18 protein-coding genes are annotated in these 16,892 nt (G+C 72.1%); 11 read left to right on the forward strand and 7 right to left on the reverse strand.

Annotated elements, in window-relative coordinates; translation table 11 throughout:
* The first annotated feature begins 227 nt into the window (after positions 1–227).
* Genes ruvX through ABH935_RS11870 form a run of 3 tightly spaced genes read left to right on the forward strand, consistent with a single transcriptional unit; the run spans position 228 to position 3,632 of the window.
* A complete protein-coding gene (gene ruvX / locus ABH935_RS11860; RefSeq protein ID WP_370377883.1) occupies positions 228–755 on the forward strand; it encodes a Holliday junction resolvase RuvX in 528 nt (175 codons plus the stop codon).
* Positions 755–2,800: an endolytic transglycosylase MltG gene (locus ABH935_RS11865; RefSeq protein WP_370377884.1), complete on the forward strand. Its 2,046-nt coding sequence runs from the start codon at positions 755–757 to the stop codon at positions 2,798–2,800. Before ruvX ends, ABH935_RS11865 begins: the two co-directional genes overlap by 1 nt.
* 10 nt (positions 2,801–2,810) lie before the next feature.
* Entirely contained in the window at positions 2,811–3,632 is an 822-nt protein-coding gene (locus ABH935_RS11870) for a shikimate dehydrogenase (protein WP_370377973.1), read from the forward strand.
* Positions 3,633–3,673: 41 nt separating this feature from the next.
* On the opposite strand, the gene ABH935_RS11875 is transcribed toward ABH935_RS11870, so the two are convergent.
* Entirely contained in the window at positions 3,674–4,531 is an 858-nt protein-coding gene (locus tag ABH935_RS11875; protein ID WP_370377885.1) for a class I SAM-dependent methyltransferase, read from the reverse strand.
* A gap of 49 nt (positions 4,532–4,580) precedes the next feature.
* Between ABH935_RS11875 and ABH935_RS11880 the strand changes: the two genes are divergently transcribed.
* Positions 4,581–5,162, forward strand: a complete 582-nt coding sequence (locus tag ABH935_RS11880; protein WP_370377886.1) for a TetR/AcrR family transcriptional regulator — start codon at positions 4,581–4,583, stop codon at positions 5,160–5,162.
* Position 5,163: 1 nt separating this feature from the next.
* Here the strand turns inward: ABH935_RS11880 and ABH935_RS11885 are convergent, their stop codons facing one another.
* The 4 genes from ABH935_RS11885 to ABH935_RS11900 all read right to left on the reverse strand — a co-directional run bounded on the left by ABH935_RS11885 (position 5,164) and on the right by ABH935_RS11900 (position 9,770).
* A complete protein-coding gene (locus ABH935_RS11885; RefSeq protein WP_370377887.1) occupies positions 5,164–7,080 on the reverse strand; it encodes a serine/threonine-protein kinase in 1,917 nt (638 codons plus the stop codon).
* A gap of 62 nt (positions 7,081–7,142) precedes the next feature.
* Entirely contained in the window at positions 7,143–8,123 is a 981-nt protein-coding gene (locus ABH935_RS11890; RefSeq protein ID WP_370377888.1) for an ATP-binding cassette domain-containing protein, read from the reverse strand.
* Between the two features lie 5 nt (positions 8,124–8,128).
* Positions 8,129–8,920, reverse strand: a complete 792-nt coding sequence (locus tag ABH935_RS11895; protein ID WP_370377889.1) for an ABC transporter permease — start codon at positions 8,918–8,920, stop codon at positions 8,129–8,131.
* A gap of 55 nt (positions 8,921–8,975) precedes the next feature.
* Positions 8,976–9,770 carry an ABC transporter permease gene (locus ABH935_RS11900; RefSeq protein ID WP_370377890.1) on the reverse strand — a complete coding sequence of 265 codons (795 nt, stop codon included), beginning with the start codon at positions 9,768–9,770 and terminating at the stop codon, positions 8,976–8,978.
* Between the two features lie 140 nt (positions 9,771–9,910).
* On the opposite strand from ABH935_RS11900, the gene aroC reads away from it, so the two are divergent.
* The 7 genes from aroC (at position 9,911) to nusB (ending at position 15,442) form a co-directional block, all read left to right on the forward strand.
* Positions 9,911–11,140: a chorismate synthase gene (gene aroC / locus ABH935_RS11905; RefSeq protein WP_370377891.1), complete on the forward strand. Its 1,230-nt coding sequence runs from the start codon at positions 9,911–9,913 to the stop codon at positions 11,138–11,140.
* Positions 11,137–11,637 carry a shikimate kinase gene (locus ABH935_RS11910; protein ID WP_370377892.1) on the forward strand — a complete coding sequence of 167 codons (501 nt, stop codon included), beginning with the start codon at positions 11,137–11,139 and terminating at the stop codon, positions 11,635–11,637. The genes aroC and ABH935_RS11910 overlap by 4 nt, the downstream gene beginning before the upstream one ends.
* Positions 11,634–12,749 carry a 3-dehydroquinate synthase gene (gene aroB / locus ABH935_RS11915; RefSeq protein ID WP_370377893.1) on the forward strand — a complete coding sequence of 372 codons (1,116 nt, stop codon included), beginning with the start codon at positions 11,634–11,636 and terminating at the stop codon, positions 12,747–12,749. Before ABH935_RS11910 ends, aroB begins: the two co-directional genes overlap by 4 nt.
* Positions 12,746–13,216 carry a type II 3-dehydroquinate dehydratase gene (gene aroQ / locus ABH935_RS11920; RefSeq protein WP_370377894.1) on the forward strand — a complete coding sequence of 157 codons (471 nt, stop codon included), beginning with the start codon at positions 12,746–12,748 and terminating at the stop codon, positions 13,214–13,216. Before aroB ends, aroQ begins: the two co-directional genes overlap by 4 nt.
* Positions 13,217–13,240: 24 nt before the next feature.
* On the forward strand, positions 13,241–14,380 hold the full coding sequence (locus ABH935_RS11925) for an aminopeptidase P family protein (RefSeq protein ID WP_194907958.1): 1,140 nt from the start codon (positions 13,241–13,243) through the stop codon (positions 14,378–14,380).
* A 61-nt stretch (positions 14,381–14,441) separates the two neighbouring features.
* On the forward strand, positions 14,442–15,005 hold the full coding sequence (gene efp / locus ABH935_RS11930; protein WP_370377895.1) for an elongation factor P: 564 nt from the start codon (positions 14,442–14,444) through the stop codon (positions 15,003–15,005).
* Positions 15,005–15,442: a transcription antitermination factor NusB gene (gene nusB, locus ABH935_RS11935; RefSeq protein WP_370377896.1), complete on the forward strand. Its 438-nt coding sequence runs from the start codon at positions 15,005–15,007 to the stop codon at positions 15,440–15,442. The genes efp and nusB overlap by 1 nt, the downstream gene beginning before the upstream one ends.
* Before the next feature lie 69 nt (positions 15,443–15,511).
* Here the strand turns inward: nusB and ABH935_RS11940 are convergent, their stop codons facing one another.
* Both ABH935_RS11940 and ABH935_RS11945 read right to left on the reverse strand, forming a co-directional pair.
* Positions 15,512–16,435, reverse strand: a complete 924-nt coding sequence (locus ABH935_RS11940) for a phosphotriesterase (RefSeq protein WP_370377897.1) — start codon at positions 16,433–16,435, stop codon at positions 15,512–15,514.
* Complete coding sequence (locus tag ABH935_RS11945) at positions 16,432–16,848, reverse strand: carboxymuconolactone decarboxylase family protein (RefSeq protein WP_370377898.1); 417 nt, start codon at positions 16,846–16,848, stop codon at positions 16,432–16,434. Before ABH935_RS11945 ends, ABH935_RS11940 begins: the two co-directional genes overlap by 4 nt.
* Between the last annotated feature and the right edge of the window lie 44 nt (positions 16,849–16,892).

A 16,892-nucleotide genomic window follows, 5' to 3' on the forward strand; every position in this document is an offset into this window, starting at 1 on the left:
GGGCGCGTCCGACGCGTACGCCGCGTACGTCTTTCGGACGGCTTTCGGACCCGGGACCGGTCTTCGGTCCCGGGTCCTGTCACGGATGGTGATCCGTGCCTTGTCATACTGTGTCCGACAATTCGGGTATCGCCGCCGGGGGCGACAGCGGAGGCCGGAACCGGGTACGGTCACGGACGCGTCACGGTTGGCGTGAGCCGCACCCGGACGGAAGGAGACCGCGGATCATGGAGCTGCCACACGTGCCGGACCCGTCCCCGGATCCCTCCCCGCAGCGCGAGATGCGCCGCGGCGTGCGGCTGGGGGTGGACGTCGGCACCGTCCGGATCGGCGTCGCCTCCTGCGACCGCGACGGCCTGCTTGCCACCCCGGTGGAGACAGTGAAGGCCGAGCCGCGCCGGGGGTCCCTGGACCGCCTGGCGGCCCTGGCGGCCGAGTACGAGGCCTTCGAGATCGTGGTCGGCCTGCCGCGCTCGCTGTCCGGCGGCGAGGGCCCGGCCGCGGCCAAGATCCGGGGCTACGCCCGCGATCTGGCCCGCCGCCTGGGCCCGCGGCGGCCGGTCCGCCTGGTCGACGAGCGGCTCTCCACGGTCACCGCGACACAGGGTCTGCGCGCTTCGGGCGTCAAGGCCAAGAAGGGCAGATCGGTGGTAGACCAAGCGGCCGCCGTGGTTATCTTGCAGAACGCACTTGATGCCGAACGGATGTCCGGACGTCCGCCCGGCACGATGGTCCAGCTGGAGGACGGCAACTGATGAGCGACGGCGATTGGCGATACGGGGGCGACGCGCCTCAGGGGCGGGGCCGCCGGAGGGCCGATGCACAGCCGTCGGATCCGTATGGCCAGGATCCGTCGTCGTACGACCAGGAGCAGGGCCAGCAGGGCCAGCAACAGTCGGGTTACGACCGCGGCTACGGGCAGCAGCAGGGTTCGTACGGTCAGCAGGGGTACGGACAGCAACAGCAGGGTGCTTACGGCCAGCAGTCAGGCTACGGGCAGCCGGGCCAGCCGGGCCAGCAGGCCCCGCAGGCGCCGCAGGGCCAGGCCGGCCAGCAGCGCGGCTACGGCCAGCAGCAGCGCGGGTACGGCCAGCCGGACCAGCAGGCCGCGCCGATCCCGGGCCAGCAGGCGCAGCCCAGCGGCGGCACCCGCGGCTACGGCCAGCCGCCGCAGCAGGGGCAGTACAGCCAGCCGGGGCAGTCTCCGCAGGGCTACGGCGAGCCGGGGCAGTACAGCCAGCAGGCTCAGCAGGGCTACCAGCAGCCCGGCTACGCCCAGCAGGCGCCGCAGGGCTACGGCCAGCCGGCCGCGCCGCCGGACGCCGGGGCCCCGCGCGGCGGCCGGCGCGCCGCCCGCCCGGGCCCGAAGGTCGTGCAGAGCGAGGTCATCGACCCCTACGCGCAGCCGTCGCAGGACCCTTACGGCGCCGGCCGGGCCACCACGACCGCGGCGGACCCCTACACCGACGACGGCTGGGGTGACACCGGCACCTCGGCCCCCGCCCAGGACGCCTACGCCGAGCACGGCAGCGAGGGCTGGGACGACGGCGGCCGGGCGAGCCGCTCGCGCGGACGCCGGGGCGGCCGGGGCCGCCGCGGAGCGGACGCCGAGGAGGCGTACGACCAGAGCGGCTACGAGCAGGGCTACGACCAGGGCGGCGGCGACTGGGGCGACCAGGATGGCTTCTTCGAGGGCCAGTACCCGCGCCGGCGCGGCGGCAAGCTGCGCGCCTGGGCGCCGCTGTTCGTGCTCGTCGGCATCCTGAGCCTGTTCGGCGGCTGCATGTACGCCGGCTACTCGTATTACAAGGGCAAGTACGGCCCGGCTCCCGACTACACCGCCGCGGCGACCTGCGCGGACGCCGCGAAGGTCCCGGTCGACATCCCCCGCGGCGCGACCGGCTCGCAGATAGCGAACGCGCTGTTCTCCGCCGGCGTGGTCAAGAGCGCGCGGGCCTACGTCAACGCGGCCAACCAGAACCAGGGCTCCTCGGGCATCACCGCCGGGACCTACTCCATCTGCCCGTCGATCTCCGGCACCAACGCCGTGCTGGAGCTGTTGAAGAAGTCGAACCTGTCCGGCGCCTCGCAGATAATCGTCACCTCCCACGAGTGGGGCAAGGACGTCGTCGCGAGCCTGATCGACAAGCGCAAGTGGAAGTCGGCCGACTTCGACGCGGCGATCTCGGGCAACACGATCGGCCTGCCGCCGTGGGCGGTGGACTCCACCACCCACAAGCCCACGATCGAGGGCATGCTGGAGCCGGGCACGTACTCGCTGACGGCGTCCGACACGCCGAAGAGCGTGCTGACCCAGATGGTCGCGAACCGCATGGCGTACCTGAACAGCATCGGCTTCGTGGCCAAGGCCGCGACGCTGACCTGCGGTACCGTCAAGTGCACGCCGGAGCAGGTGCTGACCGTCGCCTCGATCGCCGAGGGCGAGGTCACCGACCCGACCGACGGCGCCCGGGTCGCCGAGGGCGTCTACGCGCGCCTGAAGGCCAACGACTACCTGGGCGTCGACTCCACCGCGCTGTTCATGATCGGCCACCTCCAACCCGGCAAGCTCCCGAGCGCGGCCCAGGTCCAGGACCCGAACAACCCGTACTCGACGTACTCGCCGCACCACGGCCTGCCGCCGACGCCGGTCTACCTCACGTCGGACGACATGATCAAGGCCGCGCTGGCACCGACGCACGACGGCGACTACTACTGGTGCGTCACCGCCACCGGCACGAACTTCTACACCAAGTACCAGCAGAAGCAACGCGACAAGGCCTGCTCTACTTCGCAGTGAGGAACCCGACCTGATCAGCCACGCCGCCGTCCTGGGCAGCCCGATCGCGCACTCGCTGTCCCCGGTCCTGCACCGGGCCGCGTACGCCGCCCTCGGGCTGACCGCCTGGACCTACGACGCGCACGAGGTCGACGAGGCGTCGCTCCCGGACTTCCTGTCCGGCCTCGACGCCTCCTGGGCCGGCCTGTCCCTGACCATGCCGCTCAAGCGCGCGGTGATCCCGCTGCTCGACGAGGTGAGCGCGACGGCGCGCGCCGTCGAGGCGGTGAACACGGTGCTCTTCGCCCCGGACGGCGCGCGGACCGGCACCAACACCGACGTGCCGGGCCTGGTCAACGCCCTGGCCGAGCGCGGCGTGACCGAGGCGGCGTCGGCCGCGGTGCTCGGTGCCGGGGCGACGGCGTCCTCGGCCCTGTCGGCGCTGTCCGGCATCGCCAAGGGCGAGGTCGAGGTCTACATCCGCAACCACGCCCGCGACGCCGAGGTCCACGCGATCGCCGAAGCGGTCGGCACCGCGGTGCGCATCCGCGACTGGGACGAGGCCGCCGCGGCGTTCGGGTGCGCACTCGTCATCAGCACCACCCCGGTCGGCGCGACCGACGGCCTCGCGGCGGCGGTCCCGGCGACCCCCGGCACGCTGTTCGACGTGCTCTACCACCCGTGGCCGACTCCGCTTGCCGCAGCCTGGACGGCGCGCGGCGGCGCGGTGCTGGGCGGCCTGGATCTGCTGGTGCACCAGGCGGTGCTGCAGGTGGAGCTGATGACCGGCCGGGCGCCGGCGCCGCTGGCGGCTATGCGCGCTGCGGGGGAAGCGGCGCTGTCAGCTCGCTGAGAGCCGATCCCGAGGGCGGCTGCGCACGTTGTGTGCCTGCCTTAGCTGTCGGCCCGCACCGCGGTCACCGTGACGGTCGCGTACTCCACCCCGAACTCCCCGCCGACCGCGTCCACCTCCGCGCCGATCGCCTCCTGCAGCGCGGCCACTTTCTCGCGCGGCAGCAGCGCGTGGCCGCCGAACGTCGGGAACAGGTCCAGCCACTCAGTGCGCGTGTACGTGCGCTGCCACTCGTCGCGCCACTGCTCGGCGGGATCGAAGCCGACTTCGTGCAGACGCTTGGCGGTGCCGGCCAGCAGCGGCGCGTAGATGTCCTTGCCGGCCCGGGCGCCGTGCTGGTACATCGGGTGGTCCGGCAAGATCTCGGCGTAGACCTTCGCGAACGCCTTCGCGAGGTCCGGCGGCAACTGGAAGGCGTTCCAGAACAGCGCGATCCGTCCGCCGGGCCGCACGACGCGCGCCGCCTGTGCGGCGCCCGCCACCGGATCGACCCAGTGCCACGTCATGCCGGCGGTCAGGGTGTCGAAGGCGCGGCCGGCCGGGTCCCAGTCCTCGAACTTCGCGATTTCGACGTGCAGGCCGCGCTCGGCTGCGAACGCCGCCATGCGCTCGTCCGGCTCGACGCCGGTGACCTCGCAGCCGGCGGCCTGGAACTGCCGGGCGGCGATGCCGGTGCCGCAGCCGACGTCCAGCACGCTGCGACCCGGCCGCCCGGCCACGATGCGGTCGATCAGCTCGCGCGGATAGTCCGGCCGGGCGCGGTTGTAGCGCTCGGGGTCGTCGCCGAAGGATTCGGCGATCGGCTTGTCGGCGGTGGGTTGGTCGCCGATCGGCTTGTCTGCCTGCGGAACCGGATCGCGGGGCTGCTCAGGCGGGGTGTCCCGGGCTATAGTGGTCATGCGCCCACTCTAATGGGCGCCTGCCCACTCGTCCAGAAAGGACCCGCCGTTGCCCACCGGCATCGCCATCCGCGACCCCCGCCAGCAGCTCTTCGACGCCGCCGAACGGGTCCTGCTCAGCGCCGGCCCGGCCGCGCTGACCAGCCGCGCGGTCACCGACGAGGCCGGCGTGGCCAAGGGCGTCCTGCACCGGCACTTCGCCGACTTCGACGCCTTCCTCGCCGATTACCTCATCGAGTGCGCGCGCCGGGTCACCGACCGGGACGAGCGCCTGCGGGCCCGCGCCGGGCAGGGCGATCTCGCCGACAACCTGGCCGAGGCGCTGACCGACTTCTTCGGCTCGGTGGCGCAGCACGTGCTGGCGCTGGTGACCTTCCGCGATGGGCTCAGGGCCCGGCTGCGCGCGGCCGGCGTTCCCGGCCTGCCGGTACTGACCGAGGGCACGCGCATGGTCGTCGGCTACCTGGAGGCCGAGCGGGACCTGGGCCGGCTGCCCGCCGGGTTCGATCCCGAGCTCAAGACCCTGATGCTGGTCGGGTCGACGCAGCTGGCCGCCGCCGGACGCGACGACGGACCGCCGTCCTTCAGCGAGGTCCGGCGGTTCGTCGTCGAGGCGTTGGGCCTGGGGTAGTTCAGCTTGTGGTGCCGGTGGTGCTACCGGTCGAGCTGGTGGGACCGGTCCCGGTCCCGCCGCCGCTCGGCGTACAGGTGATGTCGACGGATCCGGCACTGGCCGTGCCTCCGGACGTGCCCGGCGCGCTCCAGGTGATCTCGACCGTGCCGGACAGCCCTTTCTGGGCGCGCTGGTCGTCCCAAACCTTGAACTGATCCGTCACAGAGCCGTCGTGCGCGGTCACCGTCGCGCCGCCCCCGACCGTCCCACCAGCGGCGCCGCCGGCTCCGCCGCCGACCACGTGCCAGTGGTACGTGATCGGCACCGTGCCGCCGGCCGGCAGCCCGGCGACGGTGAACGTCACCGTCCCGGTCGGCAGATCAGCGGGCGGACATGGCCCGCTGTACTTGCCGTTCGCCATGGTCGCGCCGGCCGAGACCGTCACCGCGGCGCTCGGCGGCGTCGTCGGCCCGGTGCCGCCGGGCGGCGTGCTCGGAACCGTCGTCGACGGGGGCGGCGGATAGCTGGGGCCCGGCCCGGTCGGGCCCAGGCTCGACAACGGCAGGCCGATCGGCGTCGCCGACGACGGCGGCGCTGTGCCCCCCGAGGTCGCGGACGTCGGCGTGGTCGGGCCGCCGGTCGCCGACTTCGCCGAGGAACTGCCGTCCGCGCTGCTCGAACCCGGCGTCGGCACGCCTCCCGCCGCCAGCCCCGGCGACGAGTCGTCGGTCACCGACGAGGAGTCGGTCGGCGTCACGACGAGTTGCCCCGACGGTCCGGTGGCCGCCGCCGCGTGCTTCCCGGGGGAGAACGCCACGGCCGCCACCACCGCGCCGATCACCGCGATCGCGGCTGCGGCGAGCCCGGCCTTGGTCCCGCGCCCCATCCCCTCGCCGTCGTCGCCGGGGGAGTTCGGCGAGTGCGGCGAACCGTCTTCCCGGTACCAGATGGTCCGACCGTCCGATGCCCCCGCGACCGCGGCAGTTCCAGCCGCGACTCCGGCCCCGGCCCCAGCCGCAACCGCAGCCGCAGCCCCAGCCACCACCGGCAGCACGCTCGTCGCCGCCTCGGCCACGGCGTCTTCCTCCGGAAGCGCCGCCACCAGCGCGGCCAACTCCCGCCGCCCACGCTCCTCCCACTCCATCCCGAACTCCACGACCGCGGCCGCTTCCAACTCGGCGAGGAAGTCCGTCGTGTCGGCCGGCCGCTCCACCGGAGTCTTGGCCAGCCCCTGCGCCAGCAACGGCCGCAACGCCGCGGGCACGTCGGCCACGGGTATCGGCGCCGCGCGGTGCAGCGTCTGCAGCTCGAACACGGAATCCGCCGCGTACGGCACCCGCCCCGTCAGGCACTCATAGAAGGTCGCCGTGACGGCGTACATGTCTGTCACCGACCGCGGCGTCGCCCCCTCCCACAGCTCCGGCGCCATATAAGAAGGCGTACCGGCCGCCGGCATCATCGCCTCGGTCCGCGCGGCGAGGCCGAAGCCGGCCACCCTGCCGACGCCGTCGGGAGTGATCACCACGTTCGACGGCTGGTAGTCCCGGTGCACGACGCCGACCTCCTGCGCGGCACCGAGCCCGAACAGCGACGCCTTCATGACCGCGAGCGCCGCCTCCGGCGTCAGCGGCGCCGAGGTCGCGAGCACCCTCCGCAGTGCCGCGCCCTCCACCGCCTCGCTGATCAGTGCGATCGCGGTGGCGGTCTCCACCGGCTCGCGGACCCGCACCACGTTCGGGTGCTCCAGCCCCGCGAGCCGCGCCGCCTCGTCGCGGAGGCGTTCCCGGAACGCCGGGTCCGAGCACAGCTTGGCGCCCGGATACGTGATCGTGACCCGGTCGCCGCTCGCGTCGTGCACGGCCTCGACGACCCGGCCGGTCTCCCCAGTGCCGAGTACCCGGGTTTCGGTGTACCCGGGAACCGTCCATCCGGCCAACGCGCCTCCCAGTTGAATCGCCGCAGTTCACCAGCCACGCCCGAGATTGCGCGGTTACCGTATCAGCCTGTGTACAGGTTGCGAATAACTTCTTCGATGTCTGCGTCCCGGATGGAGACATCGAGCAACTCGTAGCGCGCCGCGATCGCGGCCACCAGAGCCGCCGCGTTCGCCTCGGCGGGGAACGCCAGCCACTGCCGCGGGCCGTCCACGCGCGTCACCTTCGCCCCCGGCACGTCGATCGCCGGGCCCGGCGCGGCCAGGTCGACGACCAGCGTCCGGTCCGGGGCCACCCGGGCCCGCAGCGCGGTCAGCTCGCCGTCGTAGGCGACGGTCCCGTGGTCGATGACCACCACCCGGCGGCACAGGCGCTCGATGTCGTCCAGGTCGTGGGTGGTGAGCACGATCGTCGTGCCCTGCTCCCGGTTCAGCTCGGCCAGGAACTCGCGGACGACGGCCTTGCTGGTCACGTCCAGCCCGATCGTCGGCTCGTCCAGGTAGAGCACGGCCGGGTCGTGCAGCAGCGCCGCGGTCAGGTCGCCGCGCATGCGCTGGCCGAGGCTGAGCTGGCGCACCGGGGTGTCGAGCAGCGGCTCCAGTTCGAGCAGGTCGACGTAGCGCTTGAGGTTCGCGGCGAAGCGTGCGTCCGGGACGGAGTACATGCGGTGCAGCAGCGCGAAGGAGTCGCGCAGCGGCAGGTCCCACCACAGCGTGGTGCGCTGCCCGAAGACCACGCCGATGCGCCGCGCCAACTGCTTGCGGTCCCGGATCGGCTCCAGCCCCGCGACGTGCAGCTTCCCGGCCGAGGGCGACAGGATGCCGGTGAACATCTTGATGGAGGTGGACTTGCCCGCGCCGTTGGGCCCGATGTAGCCCAGCAGCTCGCCCTCGGCGACGGACAGGTTCAGGTCGCGGACCGCCTCGACGGTGGTCCGCTCCCGTTTCAGGCGGCCGGCCTTCTTGCGCAGCGTGTAGGTCTTCGACAGGTTCTCGGCTTCGATGATCGGTTGGGAAGTGATGGTTGGCTGGGAAACACGGCTCACGGCGGTCAGCTCCCGGTGGATCGGTGGTGGCGCAGGGCGGCGCGCCAGGCGAGCAGAGCCAGGCCCCACAGGGCGGCGGCGAACAGCGGTCCGGCGAAGCGCAGGAACGAGGGCGTGCCGAGCGGGTCGGCGTGGCCCAGGACGTAGAGCGTGGGCTGCCAGTTCACGTAGGCCAGCGGGAGGCCGAAGGTCAGGAACAGCATCAGGTTCCGGCCGTAGAGGGACAAGGGATAGGAGGTCATGAACTGGCCGCCGTAGGTGACGCTGTTCATCACCTCCGAGGCGTCCGCCGCGACGATCTGGAAGGCGCCGACCAGGATCCAGACCGCCCCGAAGACGGCCACCCCGATCAGCAGCGTGTAGGGCACCATCGCGACGCGCAGCAGCGTCCAGTGCACCGGCGCCTTGGCCACACCGATCGCCAGCGCGGCGTACGCCGGGACCAACGGTGCCAGGCGCCGCGGTGTGAACTGGTCGGCGAACACCTGCGGCAGGACCCCGACCGGCCGGACCAGCAGGCTGTCGAAGGTGCCCAGGCGGATGCGGTCGGCCAGATACTCGGTCCCGGTGAACAGCAGGTCGCTGGTGAAGAACGCGGCCTGCGCGGTCCCGTAGAGGTACAGGGCCTCCGACAGTGAGAAACCGCCGATCGAGCTGACGTTGCCGAACACGACCAGGATGCCGAGCAGCTCCAGGCTGGCGGTGGCGCCGGAGGTCACCATCGTCAGCACCATCGACGCCCGGTACTGGAGCGCGGAGCGGGCCCACATGCGCGCGGTCAACATATAGGTCGCCACGACCCCAGGCGGTTTCTGCTCGAAGCGGGCTTCGAAGCGCGGTTCAAGGCGCGGCTCAGCCACCCTGGACCACCACCCGGTGCCGAGCCCGCCGCGTGACCAACCGCCCCGCCAGCAGCAGCGCCACCGCCCACCCGGCCTCGAACAGGTACGCCCCGCCCACCGCGGCTCCGGTCCGCTTGCCGAGGAACACGTCCGCCGGCAGCTGCACCAGCGAGGCCCACGGCAGCATCCGCGCCAGGTGCCCCAGCCATGCGGGGAAGAGCACCAGCGGCACGATCATGCCGCCGAGGAAGGAGGTGAGGACGTTGGAGAGTCCGGTCACGCCCTTCTCGTCGAGCAGCCAGAAGGCGGACATCGCCGCGAGGTAGCGCAGCGCGAAGCTGACGACCGTCCCGAGGAACACCGCCACCAGGAACGCGGCCCACACCCGCGGGTCCTTGGGAACGTGCAGACGGAACAGCAGCCCACCGATCGCGAAGGGCACGACGCTGCGCCCGAGGAGCGCGAACCCCGCCCGCCCCAGATCGGTGGCCAACCAGTAGTTCTGGAAGTCGACGGGCCGGAACAGGTCGGTCCCGATGTCCCCGGACCGCACCCGAGCGGGGATGTCGAGCCCGTTGGTGAGCAACGACATCGGCCCGATCATCGCCTGCGCGAGGAAGACAAAGGTGAGCGCGTCGGCCAGGCCGTAGCCGCCGATGGTCGACCGCTGACGCCACACAGCGGTCATGATGAAGGCCTTGATGACACCGAACACGGTGTTGGCGAGCACGCCGCCGAACAACGCGCCGCGGTAGGTGAGGTAGCGCCGGAAAGCTTGTCGGGTGATCAGGGCATAGACGACCAAGGGTCCTGTCCTTCCGGGGGCGAACTTGGCACTGTGCCAGCGGGCGGCTGCGCTGCGCAACGGGATATGCGGGGAACCACCCGCCGTCCACTCCCCGAACCCCGTCCGGCTCGCCAGGCGAGACGTGGAAGAATCGGGCCATGTCGCTACGCTGGCTCACCGCAGGTGAATCCCACGGCCCCGCCCTCACCGCGGTCCTCGAAGGACTCCCGGCCGGAGTCCAGACCTCCACCAAGGCCATCGCCGACGCCCTCGCGCGCCGCCGCCTCGGCTACGGCCGCGGCGCCCGCATGAAGTTCGAGCAGGACCAGGTGACCATTCTCGGCGGCGTGCGCCACGGCCTCACCCAGGGCGGCCCCGTGGCGATCCAGGTCGGCAACACCGAGTGGCCCAAGTGGGAGACGGTCATGGCCGCCGACGCGGTCGACCCCGAGGTGCTGGACGCGCAGGCGCGCAACGCGCCGCTGACCCGGCCGCGCCCCGGGCACGCCGACCTCGCCGGGATGCAGAAGTACGGCTTCGACGACGCCCGCCCCGTCCTGGAACGCGCCTCCGCGCGCGAGACCGCGGCCCGCGTCGCGCTCGGCGAGGTCGCGCGCGAGTTCCTGCGCCAGGCCATCGGCGCGGAGATCGTCTCGCACGTCGTCGGCATCGGCGGCGCCGAGTCCCCGCGCGACGCCGTCCTGCCGCTCCCGTCCGACGTCGAGAAGCTCGACGCCTCCCCGGTCCGCTGCCTGGACCCCGGCGCCGAGGCGGCGATGATCGCCGAGATCGACCAGGCGCACAAGGACGGCGACACCCTCGGCGGCGTCGTCGAGGTGGTCGTCTACGGCCTCCCGCCGGGCCTGGGCTCGTACGTGCAGTCCGACCGCCGCCTGGACGCCAGGCTGGCAGGCGTGATCATGGGCATCCAGGCCATCAAGGGCGTGGAGATCGGCGACGGCTTCCTGCTGGCGCGCACCCCCGGCTCGCAGGCGCACGACGAGATGGAAGCGGTCGCCAACGACCCTCTGGCCGTCCGCCGCCGCACCGGCCACAGCGGCGGCACCGAGGGCGGCATGTCCACCGGCGAGCTGTTGCGCGTCCGCGCCGCGATGAAGCCGATCGCCACCGTCCCGCGCGCGCTGGGCACCGTCGACACCGCCACCGGCGAGTCGGCCGTGGCCCACCACCAGCGCTCGGATGTCTGTGCGGTTCCGGCGGCCGGCGTCGTCGCCGAGGCGATGGTCGCGCTGGTGCTGGCCGACGCGGTGCTGGAGAAGTTCGGCGGCGACTCCGTCCGCGAGACCCGCCGCAACTACGAGTCCTACCTCGCGAACCTGCCGGTGCAGATCGCGGGCCCGCAGCACGGACCGGGGGCGCAGGCATGAGCCCGGTCGTCGTCCTGGTCGGGGCCCCGGGCTCCGGCAAGTCCACCGTCGGCCGCCTGGTCGCCGACCGGCTCGGCGTCGCCTTCCGGGACTCCGACGAGGACATCGAGACCGCGGCCGGTCAGAAGATCTCGGACATCTTCATCGAGCATGGGGAGCCGCACTTCCGCGCGCTGGAGAAGGCGGCCGTCAGGGAGGCGCTGGCCACGCATGACGGCGTGCTGGCCCTCGGCGGCGGCGCAGTGCTCGACGCCGACACCCGCGTCCTGCTCAAGGAGCACCGTGTCGCGTTCCTCGAAGTGACGCTCGCGGACGCCGCCAGCCGCGTAGGCCTCAACCGTGACCGTCCGCTGCTGCTGGGCAACGTCCGCGGCACCCTTCTGAAGCTGATGGATGAGCGCCGCCCCTTCTATGAGGAAGTCGCCGTCCTGACAGTCCGCACCGACCGCGAGCCCGAAGAGATCGCGGCCGAAATCGTCGAAAGCCTGAAGAAGTGACCGCTACCGAAACCCGCATCAAGGTCGCCGGCGAGGTGCCCTACGACGTCGTCGTCGGCCACAGCCTGCTCGGCGAGCTGCCCGGCATGATCGGCCCCAAGGCCGCGCGGGTGGCGATCGTGCACCCGCGCGCGCTGGCGGCCACCGCCGAGGCGGTCCGGGACGACCTCATCGAGCACGGCGGCTACCAGGCCCTGACCATCGAGGTCCCGGACGCCGAGGAGGCCAAGTCGGTCGAGGTCCTGGCTTACGTATGGGAAGTGCTCGGCAAGTCCAACTTCACCCGCACCGACGCCGTCGTCGGCCTCGGCGGCGGCGCCACCACCGACCTGGCCGGCTTCGCCGCCGCGACCTGGCTGCGCGGCGTCCGGGTGGTGCAGATCCCGACCACGCTGCTGGGCATGGTGGACGCCGCGGTCGGCGGCAAGACCGGCATCAACACCGCCGAGGGCAAGAACCTGGTCGGCGCCTTCCACCCGCCGGCCGGCGTGCTGTGCGACCTGGACACGCTGCGGACGCTGCCCGCCAACGACTTCGTCGCGGGCCTGGCCGAGATCGTCAAGTGCGGCTTCATCGCCGACCCGGAGATCCTGCGCCTGGTCGAGTCCGACATCGAGGGCGCCAAGCGCTTCGACGGCCCGCACACCCGCGAGCTGATCGAGCGCGCCGTCGCGGTCAAGGCCGACGTGGTCTCCTCGGACCTGAAGGAAGCCGGCCGCCGCGAGATCCTGAACTACGGCCACACCCTGGGCCACGCCATCGAACGCAACGAGCGCTACCGCTGGCGCCACGGCGCGGCGATCAGCGTCGGCATGGTCTTCGCCGCCGAACTCGGCCGCGTCGCCGGCCGCCTCGACGACGCCACCGCCGACCGCCACCGCGAGATCCTCACCGCCCTCGGCCTGCCGACCACCTACGACGGCCACGCCTGGCCGAAGCTGCTGGAGACCATGCGCGTGGACAAGAAGTCGCGCGCGGACATGCTGCGCTTCATCGTGCTCGACGGCCTGGCCAAGCCCGGCGTGCTGGAGGGCCCGGACCCGGCGCTGCTGGTCGCGGCCTACAGCGAGGTCGCCGAGGAGCAGAGCGCCGGGGGAGTGGTGGACCTGTGAGCGAGCCGAACGCGCGACACGAGCCGAACCAGCTCCGCAAAGTCCTGGTCCTCAACGGCCCCAACCTCGGCCGCCTCGGCAGCCGCGAGCCCGACGTCTACGGCTCGGTGTCCTACGCCGGTCTGGTCAAGGCCTGCGAGGCGGCCGGCGCGGAGCTCGGCTTCGCCGTGGAGGTGCGCGAGACCAACGACGAGGGCGAGATCGTGCGCTGGCTGCACGAGGCCGCCGACGGCCGGCTGCCGGTCGTCATCAACCCCGGCGCGTTCACGCACTACTCCTACGCCATGCGCGACGCCGCCGCGCAGCGCACCGCGCCGCTGATCGAGGTGCACATCTCGAACCCGTACGCGCGCGAGGCCTTCCGGCACACGAGCGTCATCGCGCCGGTGGCCAGCGGGACCATCGCCGGGTTCGGGATCAACTCCTATCTTCTGGCGCTAAGAGCCCTGTCTGAGCTGCCGGAGTGAACGGAGCTTCGTAGTGTAGGGGGCATGACCGCTGACCGTACCGCCGCCGGACCCGCCGCCATCGCACCCGAGGCCTACGCCACCCGCCGCGAGCGGCTGCGGGCCCGGCTGGAGGCGGTGGACGCGGACGCCGCACTGGTCACCAAGCTGGTGAACGTGCGCTACCTGACCGGCTTCACCGGGTCCAACGGCGCGGTGCTGGTCACCCGCGGCGGCGCGGTGTTCTGCACGGACTTCCGCTACGACACCCAGGCCGCCTCCGAGGTGCCGGACGTGGAGCGGATCATCGTCCGGCACTGCGCCCCGGCGCTGGTCGAGCGGGCGGCCAAGGACGGGCTGCGGCGGATCGCGGTGGAGGAGCACGAGATCACCGTCGAGGAGCACCGGCAGCTGTCCGCCGAGCTCACCGCGGCGGCGCCGAGTGCGCGGCTGGTCGGGCTCGGTCACGCGGTGGAGGAGCTGCGCCGGGTCAAGGACGAGAGTGAGATCGCGCTCATCCGCGAGGCCTGCGCCATCTCCGACCGGGCGCTGGCCGAGCTCACCGAGTCCATCCTGATCGGGCGCACCGAGCGGCACATCGCGCAGGAGCTGGAGCGCCGGATGACCGACCACGGCGCCGACGGCCGAGCCTTCGACACCATCGTGGCCTGCGGACCGAATTCCGCGGTCCCGCACCACCGGCCCGGGGAGCGCCGAGTCGGAGAGGGTGAGTTCCTCAAGATCGACTTCGGCGCGCTCTACCAGGGCTACCACGCCGACATGACCCGCACCTTCGTGGTCGGCCGGGCCCCGGCGGACTGGCAGGTCGAGGTCTACGACCTGGTGTTCGCCGCGCAGAAGGCCGGCCGGCAGGCGCTGGCGCCGGGCGCGCGGTGCGCCGACGTGGACGCCGCGGCGCGCGCCGTGATCGAGGCCGCCGGCTACGGCGAGTACTTCGGGCACGGGCTCGGACACGGCGTCGGCCTGGAGATCCATGAGGACCCGAGGCTGGGCGCGGGTCTGCCGGGTACACTGGATGATCGCACTCCGGTGACCGTCGAACCCGGGGTCTATCTGCCGGGCCGCGGCGGTGTCCGCATCGAGGACACCCTGGTGGTCCGGCCGAAGGCCGAGGGCGGTCCGGAGCTGCTCACCATTACCACCAAGGAACTGCTGGTGCTGTAGGCCGCTGGAAGCGGTCTGACTCGCCGGGGCCGGCAGTCGGGAAGCAGGAGTACACACCGACGTGGCGTCCACAAACGATCTCAAGAACGGCATGGTCCTCAAGATCGACAACCAGCTCTGGTCTGTCGTGGAGTTCCAGCATGTCAAGCCCGGCAAGGGCCCCGCCTTCGTGCGCACGAAGCTTAAGGCCGTGCTCTCGGGCAAGGTGGTCGACCGGACCTTCAACGCCGGCATCAAGGTCGAGACGGCCAACGTCGACCGCCGTGACATGCAGTACCTCTACCAGGAGGGCACCGACTTCGTGTTCATGGACATGGACACGTACGACCAGCTCTACGTCTCCGCCGACACCGTCGGGGACGCGGCCAACTACATGCTTGAGGGCACCATGGCCCTGGTCGCCACGAACGAGGGCACGCCCCTGTACGTGGAGCTCCCGGCCGCGGTCGAGCTCGTCATCGAGTACACCGAGCCGGGTCTGCAGGGCGACCGCTCCACCGGCGGCACCAAGCCCGCCAAGCTGGAGACCGGCCACGAGATCCAGGTCCCGCTGTTCCTGACCACCGGCGAGAAGGTCAAGGTCGACACCCGCGACGGTTCCTACCTCGGTCGCGTCAGCGGCTGATGGCCTCACCGCGGAGCAAGGCCCGCCAGCGGGCGCTGGAGATCCTCTTCGAGGCGGATCTGCGGGGCGTCGACCCACGCACGGTCCTGGCCGACACCCTGGCGCGCATCCGCGCCCAGGGGCCCGAGGGCACGATCCCGCAGGTGCAGCCGTACGCGGCGACCCTGGTCGAGGGCGTGCTGGAGCACGTGGACAAGATCGACGACCTGCTCGACGAGCACAGCGAGGGCTGGGCTCTGGACCGCATGCCGACCGTGGACCGCAACGTCCTGCGGATCGGCGTGTACGAGCTGCTCTGGCAGGCCGACGTGCCCGACGCGGTGGTCCTGGACGAGGCGGTCTCGCTGGCGCGGCTGATGTCGACCGACGAGTCGCCGCAGTTCGTCAACGGGCTGCTCGCGCGGATAGCCGAGGTCAAGGACAGCTTGAAGCGGTAGGCAGGTTATGCCGCCGGAACGATGAAGGGCCCGTCTCGCGAACGTCGCGAGACGGGCCCTTCCGTGATTTCAGACACGCCAGTCGGCGTCGAAGGCGCGCGCCGGGTTGCGGCCGAAGACGGCCTCGGCTACGTCCGGGCCGAAGTCGCGGAGCACGCGGGCCCTGACATCGGTGAGCAGATAGGGGATGCCCGGTCCGCCGCCGCTGGCGGCGCGGGCCGCCGCGGTGGTGGTGTCGCCGCCGAGCAGGACCCGGTCGGCGTGACCGGCCTCGACCAGCGCGGCGAGGCAGTCGAACAGGCGCCAGTCGGTGGCGTGGTTGGCGCGCGAGGGGCCGTCGAAGCCGAGGAAGGCCCCTGCTTCGGCGGCCTCGCGGTGCGGTCCGAGGTCGGGGAAGCGGTTCAGGTGGCCCAGAATGATCGATGAGGCGGGGACGCCGTCCAGTGCCTTCAGTACGCCGAGCGGATGCGTGCCGCCTTCCAAGTGCACTGCGATCGTGGAGCCGGTGGCGTGGTGCGCCGCAGCCGCCGCCTCGAAGGTCGCGGATGCGTGCCGGTCCAGCTGGTGGAAGTCTCCGGCCACCTTGATCAGGCCGGCTCGGGCCGGCAGCGGCGGGCCGTCCGGCTCGTCGTCCTGCCGAAGCCCCTCGCTGAGCTCTGCGATGAACCGCTCGGCCAGGCCGTCGAGGAGGCGCCGCAGGTTCTCCGGCTGGTAGTGCCCTGCCTGGTGCAGCCCGGTGGCGGCGATGATGTGGACGCCGGCGGCCTTGGACAGCGCCGACAGCGCTTCTGCGTGCCGTCCCAGCCCGATCGGCGTCCACTGGGCCAGTGCCTGCCCGCCGGCCTCGGCGAACGCGCGCAGCTCGTCCTCGGCCGCCGCCACGTCGTCCAGCTCCTGTCCGGGGAGCTTGGCCGAGGCGAAGAACAGGTGGTCGTGCGAGTCGGTGACGCCGAGCGTGTCGGCCGCGATGTCGCCGAGGACCGTGCGGATCACTTGTCGGCCGCCTCGGAATCCGCCTCGATATTCGCCTCGAACGCTGCGCCGACGGCCCGCAGCCCGGCCAGCGCCTTCGGCACGCCGACGTACGGCGCCAGGTGGACGAAGACTTCCACGATCTCCTCGCGGCTCATGCCGATCCGCTCGCTGGTCTTCACGTGCCCGACCAGCTGCGGCTCCACGCCGCCCAGCGCCGTCAGCGCGGCCAGGTTCGCGATCTGCCGTTCCCGCAGGCCCAGCGCGGGGCGCTGGTAGGTGCCGCCGAACAGCGCCGTCACGATCCAGTCGGTGAAGCCCGGCGCCAGCTTCTCCAGGCCCGGCAGCGCGGCGTTCTGCGTCGCCTCGTCCTGGAGCACGTCGAGCAGGGCGTAGCCGGCCTCGCGGTCGAGAGTGGCTGCTTCGAAGTCCATGGGTGGTCCTCCCGAATTCATGTAACGTCTCAAGCGTTACTTGA

The organism is Catenulispora sp. GAS73, from assembly GCF_041262085.1.
GTDB lineage: Bacteria > Actinomycetota > Actinomycetes > Streptomycetales > Catenulisporaceae > Catenulispora.